We start from the raw sequence: 20,345 nt of genomic DNA, 5'->3' as shown, positions 1-20,345 counted from the left end.
CCACGGACGAGCCGTCCGAGGACCCGACGGACGACCCGACGGAGGAGCCCACCGACGACCCGACCACCCCGACGCCCCCCCCCACCCCCCCCCCCCCCCCCCCCCCCCCCCCCCCCGCCCCCCCCCCCCCCCCCCCCGGCCCCCCCCGCCCCCCCCCCCCCCCCCCCCCCCCCCCCCCCCCCACTCGTGCGTCCGGGGTAGGTTCCGGGCCATGTCGCACCCGGTGGTCGAGGTCGATCCGCACGACGAGGCGGCCCTGCGGGAGTGGTACGACGTCGAGGCCGCCTCGGTGCGCCACGGTCGCTCGCACGCGCTGCACCGCACCTTCGCGGCGCTGGCCCACCCGGTCCGCGACCCCAGTCCCTTCCGGCGGGTGCACCTGCTGGCGGTGCGTGTCGACGGCGCGACCGCGGGCGTCGCGGAGCTCGTCCTCGACCAGGCGGAGAACCGGCACCTGGCCGGGCTGGAGGTGCACGTGCACCCCGACCACCGGCGCCGCGGGATCGGTCGGGCGCTGCACGACCACGCCGACGCCGTACGCCGGGCGGACGGCCGCCGGACCGTGACGGGGGAGCTGTCGGTCGCGGCGGAGGACACCGCGGCACCCGGGCTCGCGTTCGCCGGGGCGTTCGGCTTCGCGACCGTGCACCGGGAGGAGCACCTGGTCCTGCCGTTGCCGGCCGACCCGCCCCGCACCGACCCGCCGTCCGGGTACGACGTCCTCACCTGGCGCGACCGCTGCCCGGACGAGCACCTGGACGCCTACCTCGCGATGCGCCACCGGATGGCGCTCGACGTCCCGACCGGCGACCTCGACCAGGCGCCGGTCCGGCTCGACGCGGAGCGGCTGCGGACGCAGGAGCGTCGTACCGCTCGGTCCTACCGGCAGGTGGTGGCCGTCGCTCGGCACGACGACGGGACGATGGCCGGGTACTCCGTCGTCTTCTGCGCCCACGACGACCGCGAGGCGATCCAGGACGACACCCTGGTGATGCCGGCCCACCGCGGCCAGGGGCTGGGGCGGCAGCTGAAGCTGGCCACGCTCGACGTGCTCGCGCGCGAGCACCCGGAACGGCGCGCGCTGCACACCTGGACCGACCCCGACAACCACGCGATGCGTCGTACCAACGAGGCGTTCGGCTACCGGCCGGCCGAGCTGCTCCACCAGGTGCAGCGGGAGGACTGAACGCGCAGACCTGGGGATCAGCCACGATCCGGTACCTCGACGGGGTATTTTGTCCGCGCCATGGTCGATGCGCTCCCTCCTCTCCCCGCCCCGCGGGTTCCCGCACCCTCGCGACGCGGAGGCCGGCGGAGGGCCGAGTCGGGTGACGCCCGCCGGTCCCGACGGTCGGCCTCGGCGGTCCCGCGCGGCGGCGCCCGGCGCGCGAGCGGACAGCGACGGGCGCACGGTCTCCCCGGCACCATCGGGGTCACCCTGCTCGGCGCGGTGCTCCCGGGCTCCGGACTCGTGTGGAGCGGCCGCCGCGCCCTCGGCTGGCTGATCCTGCTGCCGACCGTGCTCGGCCTCGCGGCCGCGGGCTGGTACGTCGGCCGCGACCTGCGCGCCGTCCTCGACTTCGCGACCTCGCCGACCCAGCTGAAGATCGCCGCCGCGGTGTTCGTCGTCGGTCTCGTCGCCTGGGCGGGCGTCGTCCACCTGACCTACCGCAAGGTCCGGCCGCTGCAGCGGTCCCGCTGGCACACGGCGGTCGGCCAGGGCTTCGTGGTCGTGCTCTGCCTGCTGGTCGGCGTCCCCGTCGCGTACGCCGCCCGCTCGGCGCTGGCGACCTCCGACCTGGTGTCGTCGGTCTTCGAGGGCAACGAGACGGCGACGTCGCCGGAGGACGTCACCAAGGCCAACCCGTGGGGCGACCGCGAGCGGGTCAACGTGCTGCTGCTCGGTGGCGACGGCGGCGTCGGCCGCACCGGCGTCCGCACCGACACGGTGATCCTCGCCAGCATCTCGGTGCGGACCGGCCGGACCGTCATGTTCAGCCTGCCGCGCAACATGATGAACGCCCAGTTCCCCGAGGACAGCCCGCTCCACGACCTCTACCCGGACGGCTACTCCGGCGCCGAGGACGACGGCTTCTACATGCTCAACGCGATCTACGGCCAGATCCCGGAGCGCCACCCCGGCGTGCTCGGGAAGAGCAAGAACGAGGGCGCGGACGCGATCAAGCAGGCCGTCGCGGGCAGCCTCGGCATCCGGGTCGACTACTACGTCCTGGCCAACCTCAAGGGCTTCAAGGACGTCGTCGACGCGATGGGCGGCATCACCGTCAACGTCAACAAGCCGGTGGCGATCAACGGCAACACCGACGCGGGGATCCCGCCGACGGGCTACATCGAGCCCGGCCCGGACCAGCACCTCGACGGCTTCCACGCCCTGTGGTTCGCCCGCGGCCGCTGGGGCTCCGACGACTACGAGCGCATGGAGCGCCAGCGCTGCACCATCGACGCCATCATCGACGCCGCCGACCCGGCGACCCTGATCACCCGCTACACGGAGCTCGCGGCCGCCGGCAAGGAGGTCGTCTCCAGCGACATCCCGCTCGACCTCGTCCCGGCGTTCGTGGAGCTGGCGCTGAAGGTCAAGGACGCCAAGGTCCGCTCGGTCGTCTTCAAGCGGTCCGACAAGTTCTTCTCCGGCGACCCCGACTTCGCGTGGATGCACGAGACCGTGACCCGGGCGATCAAGCCCCGCTCGGCCACGCCCACCGAATCGCCTTCCGAGTCGCCTTCCGAGTCGCCGTCCGGGTCCCCGTCCGAGACGCCGTCCGGGATCCCGTCGGGCTCGCCGACCGCGACCCCGTCCGAGGAGCCCGGCGCAGCGGTCGACGCCCGCGACTCCTGCGGCTACGAACCGGTCGAGGGCGTCGAGGCCGCGGGGGAGTAGGGCCGCTCAGGCGACCCGGCGGATGCCCGACGGGCCTACGCCGTACGTCGCGGTGGTGTGGCCAGTGAGCCCACGGTCACGCGGAGCGCGCCGAGGTCGCCGACCAGGTCGTGGACCTCGCGGTAGGCCAGCCGCAAGGCCGGGTCGGGCGAGCGTCGCAAGCCGTCCAGGGCGAGCAGGGCGTGCGAGGTGCGTCGGGCGACGGCATGGATCTGTCCGTCGATCGTCCTGAACTCCGCCTGGTCCATCCCCTGCTCCGTCCCCGTGGCGCGATCCGCTGGGGTAAGACTGGCGAGGTCTCTGACCCATCCGGGGGACGATGCGAGTGCGTGATCGCCGAATTTGGGTAGGCCTGTCGTCTCCCCGGCGGGTCCGCGGACCATCAGTCGTGGATCGGTGAGACCTCGTCGTCCGCCCAGGCCGGGTCCTGGTCACGGCCACGGCGTCGGTCGAGCAGTCGGGAGACGATCTCGGCCACGATGAACAGCCCGAGCATGGGGAAGGCCAGCATCAGCATGGAGAACGGGTCGGTCGACGGGGTGGCGACCGCCGCGAAGACGAAGGTGCCGATCACGATCCAGGGCCGGTGCCGGCCGATGGCCTTCCCGGAGACGACGCCGGCCAGGTTGAGCATCACGACGAAGAGAGGGATCTCCATGGCGATCCCGAAGACCAGGAGCATCCGGGTCAGGAAGGAGAAGAACTCGCCGAAGTCGACCAGGTTGGTCACGTCGACCGGCGTGAAGCCGATCAGCACCTCGATGCCCTTCGGCAGGACGTAGTACCCGAGGGCGACGCCGCCGAGGAACAGGGGCCCGGCCACGGCCGCGAAGACGCGCGTCCACCGCTTCTCGCCGGAACGCATGCCCGGGACGACGAAGCCCCAGATCTGCAGCAGCCAGTAGGGGCTGGAGAGGATGACGGCGGCGACACCGCACAGCTTGAGCTGGAGCATCAGCGGAGAGGTGACCCCGGAGATCACCAGATCGGTCGGGACCTCCTGGCCCAGCGCCGCGACCGCCTGGTCGTAAGGGCGCCGGACGAGCTCGAGGAGCTGGTCGTAGAAGAACAACGAGATCCCGAAGACCACGACCACCACGAGGACCGAGCGCATGATCCGCGCTCGCAGCTCGCGGAGGTGGTCGGTGAGGACCATCCGGCCGTCCGTCCCGACCGCGTGACGCGGCCGGGTGCTGAGGACGCCGATCGCTCCGCTGATGCTCATGACGATCTCAGGGACGCGGGTCGGGCGCGGCGACCGGCTCGACCCGGGGGCGGGGGTGGGGAACGTCGGCGGCACGGCCGGTGTCGACGGCGTCGTCGTCGCCGTCCATCAGCTCACGGGTCTCCGCCTTGAAGATTCGCAGGGCACGGCCGCTGCCGCGGGCCAGCTCGGGAAGCTTGGTGGCGCCGAAGAGCAGCACCAGGACGGCCAGGATGATGAGGAGCTCGGTCGTGCCGAGCCCTCCGATCAGGAGCGGGTTCATGGGGCGTTCCTTCCTCAGGTCGCGTCGGCGTACGACGGGGCGTCGTGCCGGCGGGTGGAGCGGGTGGGGACGTCGTCGTCCAGTTCGTCGTCCAGTTCGTCCCTCGCGTCGGGGTCCGACACGACGAAGTCGTCGGGGTCGTCCTCGTCCTGCTGGTCGTCCGCGCGGTCGTCGGGCCGCTCCTCGTCCTCGAGGGCCGAGGTGACATGACGACGGACGATCTCGCGGGGGTCGAGGTCGCGGAGCTCGAGGTCCGCGTACTCGGGGCCGAGCTGTTCGCGCAGCTCGTCACGCGCGCCCTCGGCCAGGCGCTTCGCCCCACGGATCAGCGAGCCGGCCTGACGGGCCAGCTCGGGGATCCGGTCGGGGCCGAAGACGCAGACGGCGACGAGCGCGAGGATCGCGAGCTCGGGTAGTCCGATGCCGAACATGTGCTCTCCCTCCTTCGGGGGACGTGCCGGTCGGGACGGGACGGGATCGTCCCGTCCCGACCGGCATCGGGTCAGCGGACCGGGACGGTGACCCTCTGCAGGTGCGCGGGTCCGATCAGGGCCCACGCGATCCGGAGGTGGATCAGGACCAGGACGAGGGCGCCGAGGTACTGCTGCCAGGTCATCGCGGTCACCTACTTCTTGCCGCCGCTGACCGTGATGGCGCCGTTCACGCCACGCGGGAAGAAGCCGCCCCGGGAGACCTGCTTCGGGTTCAGGTAGGCGATGTTGAGCACCTGGGCGGCCGAGCGGCTGTAGACGATGCCGTTGCGGTCGGTGGGGACCAGGTTGATCTTCTTCGTGTTGCCGAGACCCCGGTCGAGGTCGGACCGGCCGTCGAGCGAGTCGCGGGCGTTGCTGATCGCCCGGGCCGGCTTCCACAGGTCCTTCTCGTAGAGCGCGGACCGGATGATGCCGGCGTGGTAGGACTCGACCGCCAGGATGCCGGCGGCGGCCTCCAGGTAGGTCTTGTTGCTGATCAGAGGAGCGGCGCCCTTGTAGGCGGTCACCCCCACGTCCTCGAAGATGTACGCCGCCAGCAGGAAGTTGTTCTCGTTGGCGAAGGGGTCGAAGGTCTGACCCTCCTCGATGAGGCCGGCGGCCCGGGCGGCGGCGGTGAAGCTGCTGCGCAGGTTGATCTGCGGGCGAGCCACCTTGGCGCCGCCCAGCGCGGTCCGGAGGAACTTGACGTGCGCCAGCTCGTCCCCGGCGATCTCGCGAGCCGCCTTGGCGATGCGCGGGGTGTCGAAGTCGACCTTGCGGCCGCCGGTCACCCCACCCTTGCGGCCCTTGCCGGAGGTCAGCCGGTCACCGAGCGAGCGCCCGAACGCGGCCTGCTGGTAGAACTCCGCCTCCAGGTACTCCAGGTTGAGGGCGAAGTTGAGCACCGCCCCGTCGCTGGGAGCGGCGGCCGAGGCAGAGGTGGTCGCCGCGCCGGTGAGCGCGGCCCCGCCGACGGCACCCAGGCCGGCGACTCCCGCCGACTTCAGGAAGATCCGGCGGTCGGTCTCGTTCTCGGCACTGCGGTTGATCATGTCGCGAACGACGGTCTTTCCGAACATGTCATCTCCATCCGAATTCACGTGGAACGGCGCACGCGGACCGGTCGGACCGCCGAGAATGCGCCACTGCTCGATCTTGCGAGAATGGCGTGGCCACCCTTGCGCTATTCGACATCCGCGCCGGCTTGGATTTCCCCGATGCGGATTTCTGCGACATCATGGACCTGACGCACATGCACCACGCAGGCCGCTGACCTGGATGAACGTACTCCTGAATCGGGCTTTGCCAAGGGGTTGGAGAAAAGAAAAATAAAGTCGCCTCCAATCCGATCTGGCGATGGCTTCGAAGATGAAGAGCCATGACCTCGCTTCAAAATGGCGCTCTTGAAATGCGCCCGAATATGCGCTTTGGTGAATTGTCAGCGCCAATTCCGCCCGGTCAGGACCGATGCCATGTTCCAGGAACGACGTCGTTTCCTCGCTCGTCCCCATGCCACCGTGGGCGGGCCTCTCCCGCTGCTCGGACCGGCCTTCGTCACCGCCATCGCGTACGTCGATCCGGGCAACTTCGCGACCAACCTCAGCGCCGGGTCGACCTACGGCTACCTGCTGGTCTGGGTCGTGGTGGCGAGCAACCTGATGGCGATGCTGATCCAGTACCTCTCGGCCAAGGCCGGGATCGCGACCGGGCTGAGCCTGCCGGCGCTGTGCCGTCGCCAGCTGCCGAGGCCCGCCGTACGCGGACTGTGGTTCCAGGCCGAGCTGGTCGCGATCGCCACCGACCTGGCCGAGGTCGTCGGCGGAGCGATCGCGCTGAAGCTGCTCTTCGACCTGCCGCTCCTCGTCGGCGGGACGATCACGGCCGGCGTCGCCTTCGCCCTCCTCGGACTGAAGTCACGAGGGCACCGGCCCTTCGAGGCCGCCATCACCGGCCTGCTGGCGGTGATCCTGATCGGCTTCGTCTACAACGTGCTGCGCGGCGGGCCCGAGCCGCTCGCGGTCGCCTCCGGCCTCACGCCGCAGTTCGCCGGCTCGGAGTCGGTGCTCCTGGCGGCGGGGATGCTCGGTGCGACCGTGATGCCGCACGCGATCTACCTGCACAGCAGCCTGACCACCGGCCGCTACGTCACGACCACCGAGCCCCAGCGGCTGGGACTGCTGCGCAGCCAGCGGATCGATGTCGTCACCGCCATGACGGTCGCCGGGTTCATGAACCTCGCGCTGCTCGTCATCGCCGCCAGCGCCTTGAGCGGACGCGCCGACACCATCGAGGGCGCGCACGCCGCGATCGGGACGAGTCTCGGCACGGTGACGGCGCTGCTGTTCGCGCTCGCCCTGCTCGCCTCCGGCTTCGCCGCCTCCAGCGTGGGCACCCTGTCGGGCCAGATCGTGATGGAGGGCTTCCTCCGCCGCCGGATCCCGCTGGTGGTGCGGCGGCTCGTCACCCTGGCCCCGGCCCTCGTCGTTCTCGCCCTGGGAGTGGATCCGACCCAGGCCCTGGTCGTCTCCCAGGTGGTGCTGTCGTTCGGCATCCCGTTCGCGCTCGTGCCGCTCATCATATTCACCCGCCGCCGCGACATCATGGGCGCCCTCGTCAACCGACGCGGTACGACGTGCGCCGCAGCCGTCGTCGCTGCGGTGATCATCGCCCTCAACGTCGCCCTGATCGTCCTCACCGTTCGCGGCTGACCCGGCGCGCGTGAGACGCCGTGTCGCCGGCCCACCGCGTCGGGGCTCCGCTGAACCGCCAACCTGATGTTTGACCGATCCAAGACGGGTCCCTAGGTTCTCCCGCAAGGTGTGGCTCGGAGCCGCTCGGGGAGTGAGGCGTGATGTCGTCGACGGAACTGAGCGGGCGCCGGGTGCCCGTGGAGCATCGGTGGCTGGGTCTGGACCGTCGGTCCATCCCCTACGCGGTGGTGGCGTTCGGGGTCTTGGCGTTGTGGGCCTGGGTCGTGCCGTGGGTCGATGACCAGGTGGCGTGGGACGACACGACTCGCACCGGCGAGGCGTTCCGGGTCACCACGGAGGTCAGCATGTCGGTCCCGCCGGGGTGGGGTGTGATCTCGGGTCTGAGGACCACCGACGAGCCGCGCGGGGGCGACCAGGCGCGGGAGGTCGAGCAGACGGTCCTGACCAAGGACGGTGTCGTGTTCTCGATCCAGCAGGGTCCGTTCGAGGAGAGCCCGGTCCGGCTGCTGGAGCAGGTCGAGCGGATCACCGGCGCGGGAAGCTCGGGCTACCACGTGTCGGGTGAAGCCCGCGACCTCACCACGGCCGGCGGGCTGCGCGGGGTCGCCTCCGACTTCATCACCGCGGACGGGTCGGGGACGGTGACGGCGTTCGTCGTCGACGGCCAGGGCATCGACATCCAGGTCGCTGGCCCGGAGACGCAGGTGACCCGGCTGCGATCGGAGACCGACGCCATGATCGACTCCCTCACCCAGGACGGGGGCGACTCCTGATGAGCACCAGCAGCGAGACCGGTGTGGCCGGAGCTCCCGAGACCGCCGACCTCCTCGCACGACGTCACGACGCGATCGAGGAATCCGGGTGGGGCGCCCGTTTCCACCTGTTCCAGCCGCGCAACCTGAGCCTGTGGGTCTACCTCCTGCTGGTGGTCCTGGGTGCCCGTGAGCTGTACCGGATCGCGGTCCCGATCGCGCCGGTCTTCGCTGACGCGGACATCGCCGGTGTGGCGTCGGCCGGCACCTTCTGCCTGCTGTTCCTGTTGTTCCTGCACCACGCCGACCGCTATGAGCGCACCCCTGCGCTGCTGGCCGCGACCGCGTTCATCGGTGGCGGGATCGGTGCGGTGTGGGCGATGGCGATGCCCGGCAACGCCGCGGTCATGAGTCTCTACAGCAAGACCTTCGGGCAGGTCTGGGCCGCGGACTGGAACGCCGGGCTCACCGCCCCGTTCGTGGAGGAGAGCGCCAAGGGAGCGGTGTTCGTGTTGATGCTCGGCCTGGCGCCGTTCGTCATCCGCACCGTCTACGACGGTCTCATCGTCGGCGCCTATGTCGGGCTGGGATTCCAGGTGCTGGAGGACATGCTCTACGGGCAGAACAGCGCCTACTCGAACTTCGGCGTGGACCAGGTCGGGGCGGTGCTCCACACGTTCGTCATCCGCTCGCTGTCCGGCATCTCGTCACACGCGATGTACACCGCGATCTTCGCCGCCGGCATCGTCTACCTCGTCGGCACCAGGGCCCAGCCACGTCGCGTTGGCCGGGGTCTGCTGCTGATGGTCTCGGCCATGCTGATCCACGGACTGTGGGACTCGATGCTGGCCCTCTCCAACGCCAACGGGTTCGTCGTCACCGCCCTGATGGCCGGCATCACCGTCGTCAGCTTCGTCGTGCTGTTCGTGGCCCTGCGCTGGGGCTCGCACCGCGAGCGCGGCTGGCTGCGCGACGTGCTCGCCCCCGAGGTCGCCAACGGCACCATCACCGAGGTCGAGCTGACCGCACTCACGGGGGAGCAGTCCCACCGCCGCAAGGACCGCAAGGCCGCGATCAAGGGCCGCGCCGACGGCGTGAGCAAGCGGCGGGAGAAGCACGTGCTGGCGGCGGCGCTCGACCTCGCCCACGACCTGAGCGAGAGCGGTGGCGAGGAGAACGGCGCCGTGGTCCATTCCCGGGAGGAGATCGCTCGGCTCCGAGCCGGACGGGCCTGACTGGCATGACTCCTGCGACCGCTAGGGTCACCTCTACCCGAGCGGCGTCCCCGGTACGTCGCGCCGCGGGGCGGTAGCTCAGTCGGTTAGAGCAGAGGACTCATAATCCTTGGGTCGTGGGTTCGAGCCCCACCCGCCCTACACATCCTTCTTTACCTTCAGGACCGCCGTTCGTCGGCCGATGGTCAGGGCCGCGCCACTCCTCGGCGCGGGTTCCTGCTCCCCGAACGATCGGTTGGTCATGTCCTTCACCGTCCCGAGCCGGAGGGTCGCGGCGCTCGCCGTCGCGGCGTCCGGCCTGGCCACGGTCCTGTCCGGGGCGTTCGCCCCGGCGGCGACCGCGGCCCCGTCCAGCGCCCCGGCCGCGGCGTCCGCCACGTCCGTGACGGTCGCCGCCGCGAAGAAGTCGTGGTTCGTCGACCCGCGTACGCCGGCGCAGCGCAAGGCGCAGCTGGCCGTGCCCGGCAACCCCGAGAAGTACCGCGGCAAGCTCCGCGAGACCCGCGCGGTCTACCGCACCCGCGACGGCGCGCTGGCCGTGCCGATGCGCTTCGCGTTCGGCAACCTCGTCTCGAAGGGTCAGGCCCTGACCCTCGACGGTGGCGGCCTGTTCTCGGGTGGCTCCGCCACGCTGACCACCTCGGCGAAGGCGCAGATCCGCAAGCTGGCGGACTCGCTGACCAGCGCCTCCAGCGTCCGCTGCGAGGGGTACGCCGACTACTCCGGCCCGGCCGGTGAGGCGACGTCGCTGTCCAAGGCGCGCGCGGCGAAGGTGTGCGCGCAGCTGGCCAAGGAGAACCCCGGCCTGAAGACGTCCTCGGTGAGCTACGGCTCGGCCCGCCCCGCGATCGTCGGCGGCGTCCCGGCCAAGCGTGAGCTCAACCGCCGCGTCGTGGTCGAGATGACCGGCACCCGTCCGGTCAAGCCGGTCCCGACCGCCCCGCAGGCCAAGGTCCCCGGCGCACCCGTGCTCGTGCACGCCGACGGCATCGACGGCGCCGTGCGCTACGGCTTCAACGCCCCGGCGACCGACGGCGGCTCGCCGATCACCGGCTACCAGGTCTCGACCGGTGGCGCGTGGGTCCCGGTGCAGATCCTCCTCGGCCGTCGTACGACGACGTCGGACACCCAGCTCACCCCGTGCCGCGGCTGCGGCCCGCGGGCCGAGTTCGAGGCGAACCTCGGCGACCTGAGCCCCGCGCAACTCGTGAACCTGCGCGTCCGCGCGGTGAACAAGGTCGGCGCCGGTGCGCCGTCCAACACGCTCTCGACGACGGTCTACGGCCGTCCCTCGGCCCCGACCGACCTCGAGGTCGTCGGTGACGACGGCGTCCTCACCACCACCTTCGGCGTTCCGGCCCAGGACGGCGGCTCGCCGGTCGCCTACTACGAGATCTCCTACGACGGCGGCCAGCACTGGACCTTCGTCCCGCTCGCGTCCGGCACCGTGGTCACGGTGGTGAAGGAGGGCCTCGACAACGGCACCACCTACGACGTCCGCGTCCGCGCCTGGAACGACTGGGGCTTCAGCCCCGAGGCCTCGGTCGAGTCGCTCGTCGCCGCCGTCCCGTCCGCTCCCGAGATCGGCAGCCCGGCGGTGCACGGCTCCGTGGTCAACTTCGCGCTCCAGGCTCCCGAGCGCAACGGCGGCCTGCCGATCAGCGGCTACGAGGTCACCACCGACGGTGGCCAGACCTGGGACGAGCTGGAGGTCGACGAGGACGAGGGCCTGTACTTCTCCCTGGCCGGCCTGACCTTCGGCGACGAGTACGACGTCCAGGTCCGCGCGGTCAACGCCCACGGCAAGGGCAAGGCCAGCGCGTCGCAGAAGTTCACCTACGCCACGGTCCCGTCGGCGCCGCGGATCCGGACGTCCACGGGTGACAACGGCACCATCACCACGGTCGTCGAGCCGGCCGAGCACGACAATGGCTCGGCGATCACCGCCTACGAGATCTCCTACGACGGGGGCGAGACCTTCACCGAGTTCGACACCACCGGCACCGCGCCGTGGACCACGGTCAAGGACGGCTTCCAGAACGGTGTCGAGTACGGCGTCCGCGTCCGCGCCGTCAACGCCAAGGGTGCGAGCCAGAGCTTCGGCGCGCTGGTCTTCGTGGCCACCGTCCCGGACAAGGTGTGGCTCGACGACGAGCCCGTCGTCACCGGCACGCGTGCCTCGTTCACCTTCGAGGCCCCGGATTTCGACGGTGGACTCCCCGTGACCTCCTACGAGGTGAGCACCGACGGCGGTGAGACCTGGGGCTCCTTCGCCTACGCGCCGACCGTCGAGGGCTTCGCGTTCGACCTCGACGACCTCACCCTCGGTCACGCGTACGGCGTCCGCGTCCGCGCGGTCAACGCCCGCGGCCCGGGCGCGGGCAGCAAGAACCGCGTCGTCACCCCGATCGCGGTGCCGAATGCCCCGACCGACGTGGTCGCGGTCGCCACCGGCACCTCGGTGAAGGTGGACTTCGTCGCGCCGGAGTCCGACAGCGGTCACCCGATCGAGAGCTACGAGGTCAGCATCGACGGTGGCGAGTGGATCGGCGTCGAGGTCTCGAGCAGTGCCTACACCTTCACCCTGACCAACCAGACGGTCGGCGTCCACACCTACGCGGTCCGTGCGGTTAACGCCGCCGGTCCGGGTGACTTCGCGAAGTCCGAGGAGGTCGAGGTCGTCGCCGAGCCGAAGCCGCCGGTCGTGACCGGCTACACCAACACCCGCGACGCAGTGACGATCCACTTCCGTGAGGAGGATGTCGACCTGGCCGAGGTCTCGGCCTGGCAGGTGAAGATCGACGGTGGGTCGTGGACCAACTTCACCAACGTGACGACCCCTTGGTTCGGCGGCCTGAGCGGCAGCCTCACCCCGTACCCGTGCGGCGGGCAGCCCTGCTCCGACGTGCTCGGCACGGTCCAGGTGCGGGCGGCCCTGGTCGACGGTGGCTACAGCGACCCGAGCGCGGTCTACTACCTACCCGGCTACCAGTCGGGCGGCATCCCCGGCTAACCACCCGCATCACCGCAGCACCCCTGAACGACGAACGGCCCCGGGCTCGCCCGGGGCCGTTCGTCGTCTCCGCGATCAGGCCTGCCCGCCCCCGCTGTACGACGCCTGGTAGGCCAGCAGCGCGGCCCGGGCCCGCTCCAGGCTCTCCTCGAGCTCGGGCAGCAGCTCCAGCGCCCCGTCGACGCTCCCGGTGTCGCCGACGAACTCCAACTGTCGCGCGGCCTCGCCGGCGAACGGGACGCCGAGGTTCAGCGCGCTCCCGGCGAGCTTGTGGGCGGCCGCCCGCAGGGCGGCGGCGTCGCCGCTGACGATCGCCGCGCGGATCGTGTCGACGGCGGAGCGCGAGTTGGCCATGAAATTGCCGATGGCGCGGTCCAGGTACGTCGTGTTGCCCGGGTCGAGGTCGCGCAGCATCTCGAGCCGTTCGAGGTCGAGGCCGTCGACCGGCGAGGAAGAGGACACGGGGTTCTCCGATGGGGGTGTGGGGGCGGGGGAGTCGGGGGACCCCGGCGGGCCGGGGTCCAACCAGCGGGCCAGGACTGCCCCGAGAGCGGCCGGGTCGACGGGCTTCGTGAGGAAATCATCCATGCCGGCCTCGAGGCAGCGCTCGCGCTCCCCCTCCACGGCCGCGGCGGTCATCGCGATCACGGGCACCCGGGTGCCCTGACCGCCCTCCGTCTCCCGCAGCCGGCGGGTCGTCGCGTACCCGTCCAGGCGCGGCATCTGCACGTCCATCAGGATCGCGTCGTACGACGAGCCGCGCAGGATCTCCAGGGCGGCCAGCCCGTCGTCGGCCGTCTGCCCGACGTAGCCGAGCGACTCCAGCAGGCCCATCGCGACCATCTGGTTGACCGGGTTGTCCTCGACCACCAGCACCCGACGGCGACGCGGACCGTCGGGCACCTCGGTCGCCGGTGCGGCCGAGCGCCCGCCCACGCCGGCCAGGTGCTCGAGCAGCACCTGGCGCAGCACGCCGGCGAGCACCGGCTTGGTCAGGCTCGCGGCGACCCCCGCGTCGACCGCGGCGGCCGGGTCAGCGCCGCCGTGCGAGGTGAGCAGGAGCAGGACCGTGTCCGCGTGCTCGGGCACGGCCCGGACGTCGGCGGCGAGCGAGAGGCCGTCGCGCTCGGGCATCGCGAGGTCGAGCAGCACGGCGTCGTACGGGTCCCCGGACCGGAGCCCGTCCCGCAGCGCCGCCAGCGCGTCCGCCGCCGACGAGACGCTCTCCGGCCGGACCTGCCACCAGCGCAGCTGCTCCTCGAGGACCAGCCGGTTGTGCGGGTTGTCGTCGACGACCAGGACGCGGTGGCCGCTCAGCCAGGTCCGGGCGTACTCGTCCTCGATGTCCGAGATGGTCCCGGAGGCGGCCTCCAGGACCGCGGTGAAGGTGAACACGCTGCCGCCGCCGGGGTTCGGCGCGTAGGTCAGCTCGCCTCCGAGCGCGTCGACGATCTCGCGGGAGATGGCCAGGCCCAGACCGGTCCCGCCGTACACCCGGGTGGTCGAGGCATCGGCCTGGGTGAACGGCTCGAAGAGGGCCGCGACCTCGGCCTCGTCGATGCCGACCCCGGTGTCGGTGACGTCGATGCGGAGCACGGTGCGGTCGTCGGGGCCGGGGGAGGCCGTCGCCCGCACGAACACCTCGCCACGAGCGGTGAACTTCACGGCGTTCGAGACCAGGTTGGTCAGGACCTGCCCGACCCGGGTGGGGTCACCGGCGAGGACCTCGGGGACGTCGTGCGCGCACGAGCTCGCGAGCTCCAGCCCCTTGGACCGGGCCGTCTCGGCCAGCACGCCGATGACCTGGTCCAGCAGCGGGCGGACCTCGAAGTCGAGCACCTCGAGCTCGAGCTTGCCGGCCTCGATCTTCGAGAAGTCCAGGACGTCGTTGATGACGCTGAGCAGCGCCCGGCTCGCGACCTGGACCCCCGAGGCGAGGCGGAGCTGCTCGGGCGCCAGGTCCGTGCGCAGGAGCAGGTCGTTGAGCCCGATCACCCCGTTGAGCGGGGTCCGGATCTCGTGGCTCATGGTGGCCAGGAACTCCGACTTCTGCCGCGACGCCTCCATCGCCTGGTCGCGGGCGTCGGCGAGCTCGCGCTGGTAGCGCTCGCGCTCGGCGACTCGGCCGAGCTGGACGGCGACCTGCTCGACCATCGACTGGATCAGGTCGAAGCGGTAGAGCGGCGGCGCCGAGGTGATGGTCAGCACGGCCCGGACCTCGTCGTCGAGCAGCACCGGGAAGGCGATGGTCAGCATCGTCTCCGGGTCCCACACCGACGCCCGGCTCCGGAAGGCCTCGTTCGCGAGGGCGAGCTCCCTCGCCGTCTGCTCGGGCGTCGACGCGTCCTCGGCCCGCTCCTCGTCCAGCAGGTGCAGAGGTACGACGCCGCCGTCCCCGGTGGGCACGAAGGCCCGCCCTCGCTCCCAGTCGTCGTGCAGCAGCACCAGGCTGCGGGCGTGCCGCAGCACGTCGGTCAGCGTGATCGCCTGGTTGGCCGCGCTCGCGACGGTCTGCATCAGGGTGTTCTGGGCGACCTGATCCTCGAGGGCGATCTCGGCCTGGCGGGCCTCGGTGATGTCCTGGTGGGTGCCGGACATGCGTATCCGCCCGTCGGCGTCGTGGTGCACCACGCCCCGGCCCCGGGTCCACACCCAGTCGCCCTCGCCCCACACTCGGGCGACGAACGCCAGCTCACCGGTGCGCTCGAGAGCGTCGTCGAGGGCGGCGCGCACCCCGGCCCGGTCGTCCTCGTGGACCGCCTCGAAGAAGTCGTCCAGGCCGACGGTGGTGTTCTCGGGCGTCGCGCCGTAGAGCGCGAAGAGCTCGGGGGAGCCGGACACCTCGCCGGTGGCGACGTCCCACTCCCAGCTGCCGATCCGCGCGATCCGCTGGGCCTCGGAGAGCCGGCGCTGGCTCTCCTGCAGCTCCTCGACGACGGCGCGGCGGGCGCCGTACTCCATGAAGCGGTGCAGGATCGCGATGACCTCCCCGTGCTCGTCGCGGAACACGCTCTCCCGGACCAGCGCCCACAGCGTCGACCCGTCGCGACGGACGAAGTGGACCTCGACCTCGCCCTCGTTGACGTGACCGGAGCGCACCTGGGAGAGGTGGGCGGCGAACTGCTCGCGACCGGGCTCGTCGAGGGTGTCGAAGACCGTCAGGTCCGCCGTGTCCTCGGGCGGCACGCCGTACATCTCGGCGATGGCGGCGTTCGCGAACAGGGTCCGGCCCTCCAGGTCGAACACCCAGATGCCGTCCGGCGACGTCTCCACGATGTCCCGGTACAGCCCCGCCAGATCCATGCCTGACCTCCTGGCGTCACGATAGGGCCTCAACCGACCGAGTCGCCGCCCGAGATCAGGTACGTGCCGTCGTCCTGGAGCTCCAGGTCCAGCCGGATGGTCTCCCGCCGCGACCCGCCCTGGTCCAGCTGGTAGCGGTAGGTGTAGGTCACCGTCATGGCGTCGGGGTCCGCGTCGGTGACGTCGACGTCCTGGATGCGCCGCACGGAGCCCCAGAAGCTCTCGTAGCCCGGCAGCCCGTCGCTCTCCTCCTGGTAGGCCGACGTCAGCATCGCGAACCCGGCCTCGGGGTCCGCGGCCGCCGTGTCCAGGTACGTCGTGACGAAGCTCGTCATCCCCTCGGCGGTGGGTTCCTCGACCGCCGCGGGCGCCGACGACGTCGAGGTGCCGGGGGAGGAGGACGCGCCGGGGGCGGGCTCGTCGTCGCCGCTCGTGCCGAGGACGTAGCCGACCACGGTCAGCAGCACCACGACGGCGGCGCCGACCAGCACGGGCAGCAGGCCGCGCCGCCGCTTGGTCGGCTCCGGGTCGGGAGACGCCGGGGCCGCGGGGACCGCCGCCAGCGCCGGTCGCGACAGCACCTGCGTGCCGTCCAGCTCGTGCTCGGCGGTGTCGGTACGGCGGAGCGGGAGCGGCGCCGGCAGCGGCGCGCCGGCGCCGGAACGCAGGAAGTCGCGGACCTGCTCCATCGTCCAGCGCTGGGCGGGATCACGGGTCATCGTCGCCTCGAGCAACGGGCCGAGCCATCCGGGGGAGGCGAGCCGGGGCGGCTCCTCGTGGACGATCCGGTAGAGCGCGCCCAGCAGGTTGTCCCCGACCTCGTACGGCGGCTTCCCGGACAGGGCGTGGAAGAGGGTGGCACCGAGCGACCAGACGTCGCTCGCGTCGGTCGCGGGGCGTCCCGAGGCGACCTCCGGGGCGAGGTACGCCGGCGACCCCGTGACCAGGCCGGTCTGGGTCAGGGACGGGTCCGCCTCGGCCTTGGCGATGCCGAAGTCGGAGAGCTTCACCTGACCCTCCTCGTTGACGAGGATGTTCGAGGGCTTCACGTCGCGGTGCACGATCCCGGCGGCGTGCGCGGCCGTCAGCCCGTCGGCCGCCTGGCCGACCACGCGGGCGGCCTGGTCGGGATCCAGCGCTCCCCGGTCGCGGACCAGCTCGGCCAGGGTGGACCCCTCGACGTACTCCATGACGAGCCAGTGGGCGTCGCCCTCCTCGACGAGGTCGAAGACGGCGACGACGTGCGGGTGGCTGAGTCGGGCGGCGAGGCGGGCCTCCCGGGCGGCACGCTCGACGTCGGGGGCGCTCGCACCGGGGGCCGTCCCGATCCGCTTGACGGCGACGGCACGACCGAGGACCTCGTCGCGGCCGAGCCAGACGGCGCCCATCCCGCCCCGTCCGACCTCGCGGTCGAGCGAGTACCTGCCTGCGATCAACGTCCGTCCCTCCCGTGCCACCGCCACTCTAGAACGTGCCGATGAGACGACCCGGTGGGCGTCGTTCCGGGGGATGCGGCAGGCTTGGCCCGACGGTACCCACTGCACGGAAGGCGCATCGTGTCCCTCGACCCCACCCTTCTCGACGACCTCGAGTGGCGCGGACTCATCGCCCACTCGACGGACCTCGACGCGCTGCGCGAGGACCTCGGCGAGGGGAGCGTCCACTACTACGTGGGGTTCGACCCGACCGCACCCAGCCTGCACATGGGCAACCTGCTGCAGATCGTGACCGCGATGCGCCTGCAGCGGGCCGGCCACACGCCGTACGTCCTCGTGGGCGGCGCGACCGGGCTGATCGGGGACCCGCGCGACTCCGGTGAGCGGACCCTCAACTCCGCGGAGACGGTGCGCGACTGGGTCGAGCGGGTACGACGCCAGATCGAGCCCTTCCTCAGCTTCGACGGCGCCAACGCCGCGACCATGGTCAACAACCTCGACTGGACCGCGGGACTGTCGACCATCGACTTCCTGCGCGACATCGGCAAGCACTTCCCGGTCAACCGGATGCTCGCGCGCGACACGGTCAAGCGGCGCCTGGAGTCGGGCATCAGCTACACCGAGTTCAGCTACATCCTGCTGCAGTCCCTCGACTACCTGAACCTGTTCCGCACCCACGGGGTCCGGCTGCAGTTCGGCGGGTCGGACCAGTGGGGCAACCTCACCGGCGGCGTCGAGCTGGTCCGCCGCTCCGAGGGAGCGACGGTGCACGCCTTCGCGACGCCGCTGGTCACCAAGGCCGACGGCACGAAGTACGGCAAGACCGAGGGGGGCGCGCTCTGGCTCGACCCCGAGATGATGTCGCCGTACGCCTTCTACCAGTTCTGGCTCAACGCCGAGGACGAGAAGGTGGGCGAGCTGCTCCGCATCTTCACCTTCCTCACCCGGGCCGAGATCGAGGCGCTGGAGGCCGAGCACGCCGAGAAGCCCTTCCTCCGCGCCGGCCAGCGCACGCTGGCCCGTGAGGTGACCACGCTGGTGCACGGTGTCGACGAGACCGCGCGCATCGAGGCCGCCTCGGCCGCGCTGTTCGGCGGCGGCGACCTCCGCGCGGCTGGGGCGCGCACCCTGGACGCCGCGCTCTCGACGGCTCGCCCGATGCTCGAGGTCGAGTCCCTCGGCGCGACCATCGTCGACCTGCTGGTCGACGCCGGCCTGGTCAAGAGCAAGGGCGAGGCCCGGCGCGCGGTCGCCGAGGGTGGCGCCTACCTCAACAACGAGCGCGTGGAGGACCCCGACCTGGTGCCCGGCCCCGGGGACCTGATCGACGACCAGCTGCTCGTCCTGCGCCGCGGCAAGAAGAGCTTCGCGGGCGTGCGGGTCCGGTGAGCGCCGACGCCCGCTGGCTCGCGGGACTCGAGGACCGCGCGCGCGGGATGCTGCCCGCGCCCGTCCTGGAGTACGTCCTGCAGGGCGCGGGCGACTCGGTCTCGACGGCGGAGGCCGTCACGGCGTGGCAGCGGGTACGACTGCTGCCGCACGTGCTCCGCGACGTCACCGAGCTGGACCTGGGCGTCACCGTGCTCGGGTCGCGGGTCGAGCTGCCCTGGGGGGTGGCGCCGACGACGCTCCAGCGCGCGGTGCATCCCGACGGTGAGCTCGCGATGGCCCGGGCCACCGCGGAGGCCGGCGGACTGATGGTGGTCTCGAGCAATGCCGGCACGTCCTTCGAGCAGATCGCCCAGACCGGTGTGACCTGGTGGCTCCAGGCCTACCTCCCCGCGGACCGGACGCTGGCCGAGCCGATGCTGGCGCGGGCCGTCGACGCGGGAGCCGGCGCGGTCGTGCTGACCGTCGACACACCGGTCGTCGGGACCAAGCACCACGTCGGCGAGCGGGTCTGGGACGTCGTCGACCCGGCGCTGCTCCGCGTCAACTTCGACGAGGGGCACGACCAGCAGCCGGGGGCGGACAAGGCGACCGACCTCGGCCCGCACGACCTGGACTGGTTGGCCGAGCGCACCGGCCTTCCCGTGGTGGTGAAGGGAGTGCTCCGACCCGACGACGCCCGACGGTGCGTGCAGGCCGGCGCCCGCGCGGTCTGGGTCTCCAACCACGGGGGGCGCCAGCTCGACCGAGCGGTCGCCACGGTCGACGCCCTCGGTGCCGTCGTCGCCGAGGTGGGGGAGGACGCCGAGGTGTACGTCGACGGCGGACTGCGGACCGGGCTCGACGTCGTCACGGCCACCGCGTCCGGTGCGGACGCGGTGTTCCTGGGACGCTCGCCGCTCCTGGCGCTCGCGGAGGGGCAGGAGGGCGTGGCCCGCCTGCATCGTCTGCTGCGTGAACAATGGGCCGAGGCGCTGCGGCTGACCGGCTGCCGGAGCGTCGCGGACACGCGTGGACTCACCGACGCACCGACCCGAAACAGCCTCTGACCTGGGCAAACCCGTCTGTGGCCCGAGTCACGGCACCTCGATTTGTCTCGGTGAGCACGATCCCCTAATGTTCTCCGAGTCGCCAGGGAGCGGCGGGGAGCAAGACCAGTCGGTCGGGCTCCCGGCCCCGGAGCGACCACCCCACCACCTCGATCCAATCCGGTCGATGAGCGTGCGCCCTGAAGAGGGGCCCCTCAAAAACCGAGGCAGTTCGGCGCGTGGAAAAGGTGAGCGGCGCGAATTGCCCCGAATTGCCCGGGGGAAAACAAGCCGCTAAAGTAGGACAAGTCCGAAAGGGTCGGAAGCCGAAAGGCAAAAGGCCAGATCGGGCGAGTGGCTCGAAAAAGCCCCGAATTGCACGGGGAGCGAAAAGCCGCTAAAGTTTGAAAAGCCCCGCCGGGCCAGGTTGAAAGGCCGAAGCCCACGGTGTGCGCTTGATCCTTGAGAACTCAACAGTGTGTCATAGTCGACGAATTAGTTTGTTATGCCCCGTCGGCTGATCTGATCCTGCTTCGGCAGGTGATGTGATGTCAACGGTTTCTTTGGTAAGACAATGATTCTGACAATTGTCAGTATCGTCTTGTCAGGCATCTCT

At 71.4% G+C, this 20,345-nt stretch carries 15 protein-coding genes and 1 tRNA gene; 9 read left to right on the top strand and 7 right to left on the bottom strand.

Annotated elements, in window-relative coordinates:
* The first annotated feature begins 211 nt into the window (after positions 1-211).
* On the top strand, positions 212-1,186 hold the full coding sequence (locus tag V7S47_RS25360; RefSeq protein ID WP_336564212.1) for a GNAT family N-acetyltransferase: 975 nt from the start codon (positions 212-214) through the stop codon (positions 1,184-1,186).
* A 264-nt stretch (positions 1,187-1,450) separates the two neighbouring features.
* Entirely contained in the window at positions 1,451-2,902 is a 1,452-nt protein-coding gene (locus V7S47_RS25355) for an LCP family protein (RefSeq protein ID WP_336564210.1), read from the top strand.
* Positions 2,903-2,937: 35 nt separating this feature from the next.
* On the opposite strand, the gene V7S47_RS25350 is transcribed toward V7S47_RS25355, so the two are convergent.
* The 5 genes from V7S47_RS25350 to V7S47_RS25330 all read right to left on the bottom strand — a co-directional run bounded on the left by V7S47_RS25350 (position 2,938) and on the right by V7S47_RS25330 (position 5,941).
* Complete coding sequence (locus V7S47_RS25350) at positions 2,938-3,150, bottom strand: hypothetical protein (RefSeq protein WP_336564209.1); 213 nt, start codon at positions 3,148-3,150, stop codon at positions 2,938-2,940.
* Between the two features lie 134 nt (positions 3,151-3,284).
* The gene (gene tatC, locus V7S47_RS25345) at positions 3,285-4,127 is read right to left on the bottom strand and encodes a twin-arginine translocase subunit TatC (protein ID WP_336564208.1); all 843 of its coding nucleotides are present in this window, start codon (positions 4,125-4,127) and stop codon (positions 3,285-3,287) included.
* A 7-nt stretch (positions 4,128-4,134) separates the two neighbouring features.
* The gene (tatA, locus tag V7S47_RS25340) at positions 4,135-4,389 is read right to left on the bottom strand and encodes a twin-arginine translocase TatA/TatE family subunit (protein ID WP_336564207.1); all 255 of its coding nucleotides are present in this window, start codon (positions 4,387-4,389) and stop codon (positions 4,135-4,137) included.
* Positions 4,390-4,403: 14 nt separating this feature from the next.
* Positions 4,404-4,820 (bottom strand): sec-independent translocase, encoded by a 417-nt coding sequence (locus V7S47_RS25335; RefSeq protein WP_336564206.1) that lies wholly within the window; start codon positions 4,818-4,820, stop codon positions 4,404-4,406.
* Positions 4,821-5,014: 194 nt separating this feature from the next.
* Positions 5,015-5,941 (bottom strand): ferritin-like domain-containing protein, encoded by a 927-nt coding sequence (locus tag V7S47_RS25330; protein WP_090859197.1) that lies wholly within the window; start codon positions 5,939-5,941, stop codon positions 5,015-5,017.
* A 438-nt stretch (positions 5,942-6,379) separates the two neighbouring features.
* Between V7S47_RS25330 and V7S47_RS25325 the strand changes: the two genes are divergently transcribed.
* From V7S47_RS25325 to V7S47_RS25305, 5 genes are all read left to right on the top strand, one after another.
* Positions 6,380-7,570 (top strand): Nramp family divalent metal transporter, encoded by a 1,191-nt coding sequence (locus V7S47_RS25325; protein WP_336564205.1) that lies wholly within the window; start codon positions 6,380-6,382, stop codon positions 7,568-7,570.
* A 287-nt stretch (positions 7,571-7,857) separates the two neighbouring features.
* Positions 7,858-8,346 (top strand): hypothetical protein, encoded by a 489-nt coding sequence (locus tag V7S47_RS25320; protein ID WP_336564204.1) that lies wholly within the window; start codon positions 7,858-7,860, stop codon positions 8,344-8,346.
* The gene (locus tag V7S47_RS25315) at positions 8,346-9,560 is read left to right on the top strand and encodes a PrsW family intramembrane metalloprotease (protein WP_336564203.1); all 1,215 of its coding nucleotides are present in this window, start codon (positions 8,346-8,348) and stop codon (positions 9,558-9,560) included. The genes V7S47_RS25320 and V7S47_RS25315 overlap by 1 nt, the downstream gene beginning before the upstream one ends.
* A 67-nt stretch (positions 9,561-9,627) precedes the next feature.
* Positions 9,628-9,701: transfer RNA gene (locus V7S47_RS25310), tRNA-Ile, on the top strand.
* Between the two features lie 100 nt (positions 9,702-9,801).
* Positions 9,802-12,573 (top strand): OmpA family protein, encoded by a 2,772-nt coding sequence (locus V7S47_RS25305; RefSeq protein WP_336564202.1) that lies wholly within the window; start codon positions 9,802-9,804, stop codon positions 12,571-12,573.
* A gap of 75 nt (positions 12,574-12,648) precedes the next feature.
* Here the strand turns inward: V7S47_RS25305 and V7S47_RS25300 are convergent, their stop codons facing one another.
* Positions 12,649-15,876, bottom strand: coding sequence for a response regulator (locus tag V7S47_RS25300; protein ID WP_336564201.1), 3,228 nt, complete (start codon positions 15,874-15,876; stop codon positions 12,649-12,651).
* A 29-nt stretch (positions 15,877-15,905) separates the two neighbouring features.
* Complete coding sequence (locus tag V7S47_RS25295; RefSeq protein WP_336564200.1) at positions 15,906-17,312, bottom strand: serine/threonine-protein kinase; 1,407 nt, start codon at positions 17,310-17,312, stop codon at positions 15,906-15,908.
* Positions 17,313-17,432: 120 nt separating this feature from the next.
* Here V7S47_RS25295 and tyrS point away from each other — a divergent pair, with 120 nt between their 5' ends.
* On the top strand, positions 17,433-18,701 hold the full coding sequence (gene tyrS / locus V7S47_RS25290; RefSeq protein WP_336564199.1) for a tyrosine--tRNA ligase: 1,269 nt from the start codon (positions 17,433-17,435) through the stop codon (positions 18,699-18,701).
* Positions 18,698-19,750: an alpha-hydroxy acid oxidase gene (locus tag V7S47_RS25285; RefSeq protein ID WP_336564197.1), complete on the top strand. Its 1,053-nt coding sequence runs from the start codon at positions 18,698-18,700 to the stop codon at positions 19,748-19,750. The genes tyrS and V7S47_RS25285 overlap by 4 nt, the downstream gene beginning before the upstream one ends.
* Positions 19,751-20,345: the final 595 nt, after the last annotated feature.

This window comes from Nocardioides sp. CCNWLW216 (genome assembly GCF_037120545.1).
In the GTDB taxonomy this organism is placed as follows: domain Bacteria; phylum Actinomycetota; class Actinomycetes; order Propionibacteriales; family Nocardioidaceae; genus Nocardioides; species Nocardioides lianchengensis.
The sequence above is the reverse complement of the archived record's forward strand: the minus strand, read 5'-3'. Positions and strand labels throughout refer to the sequence as shown.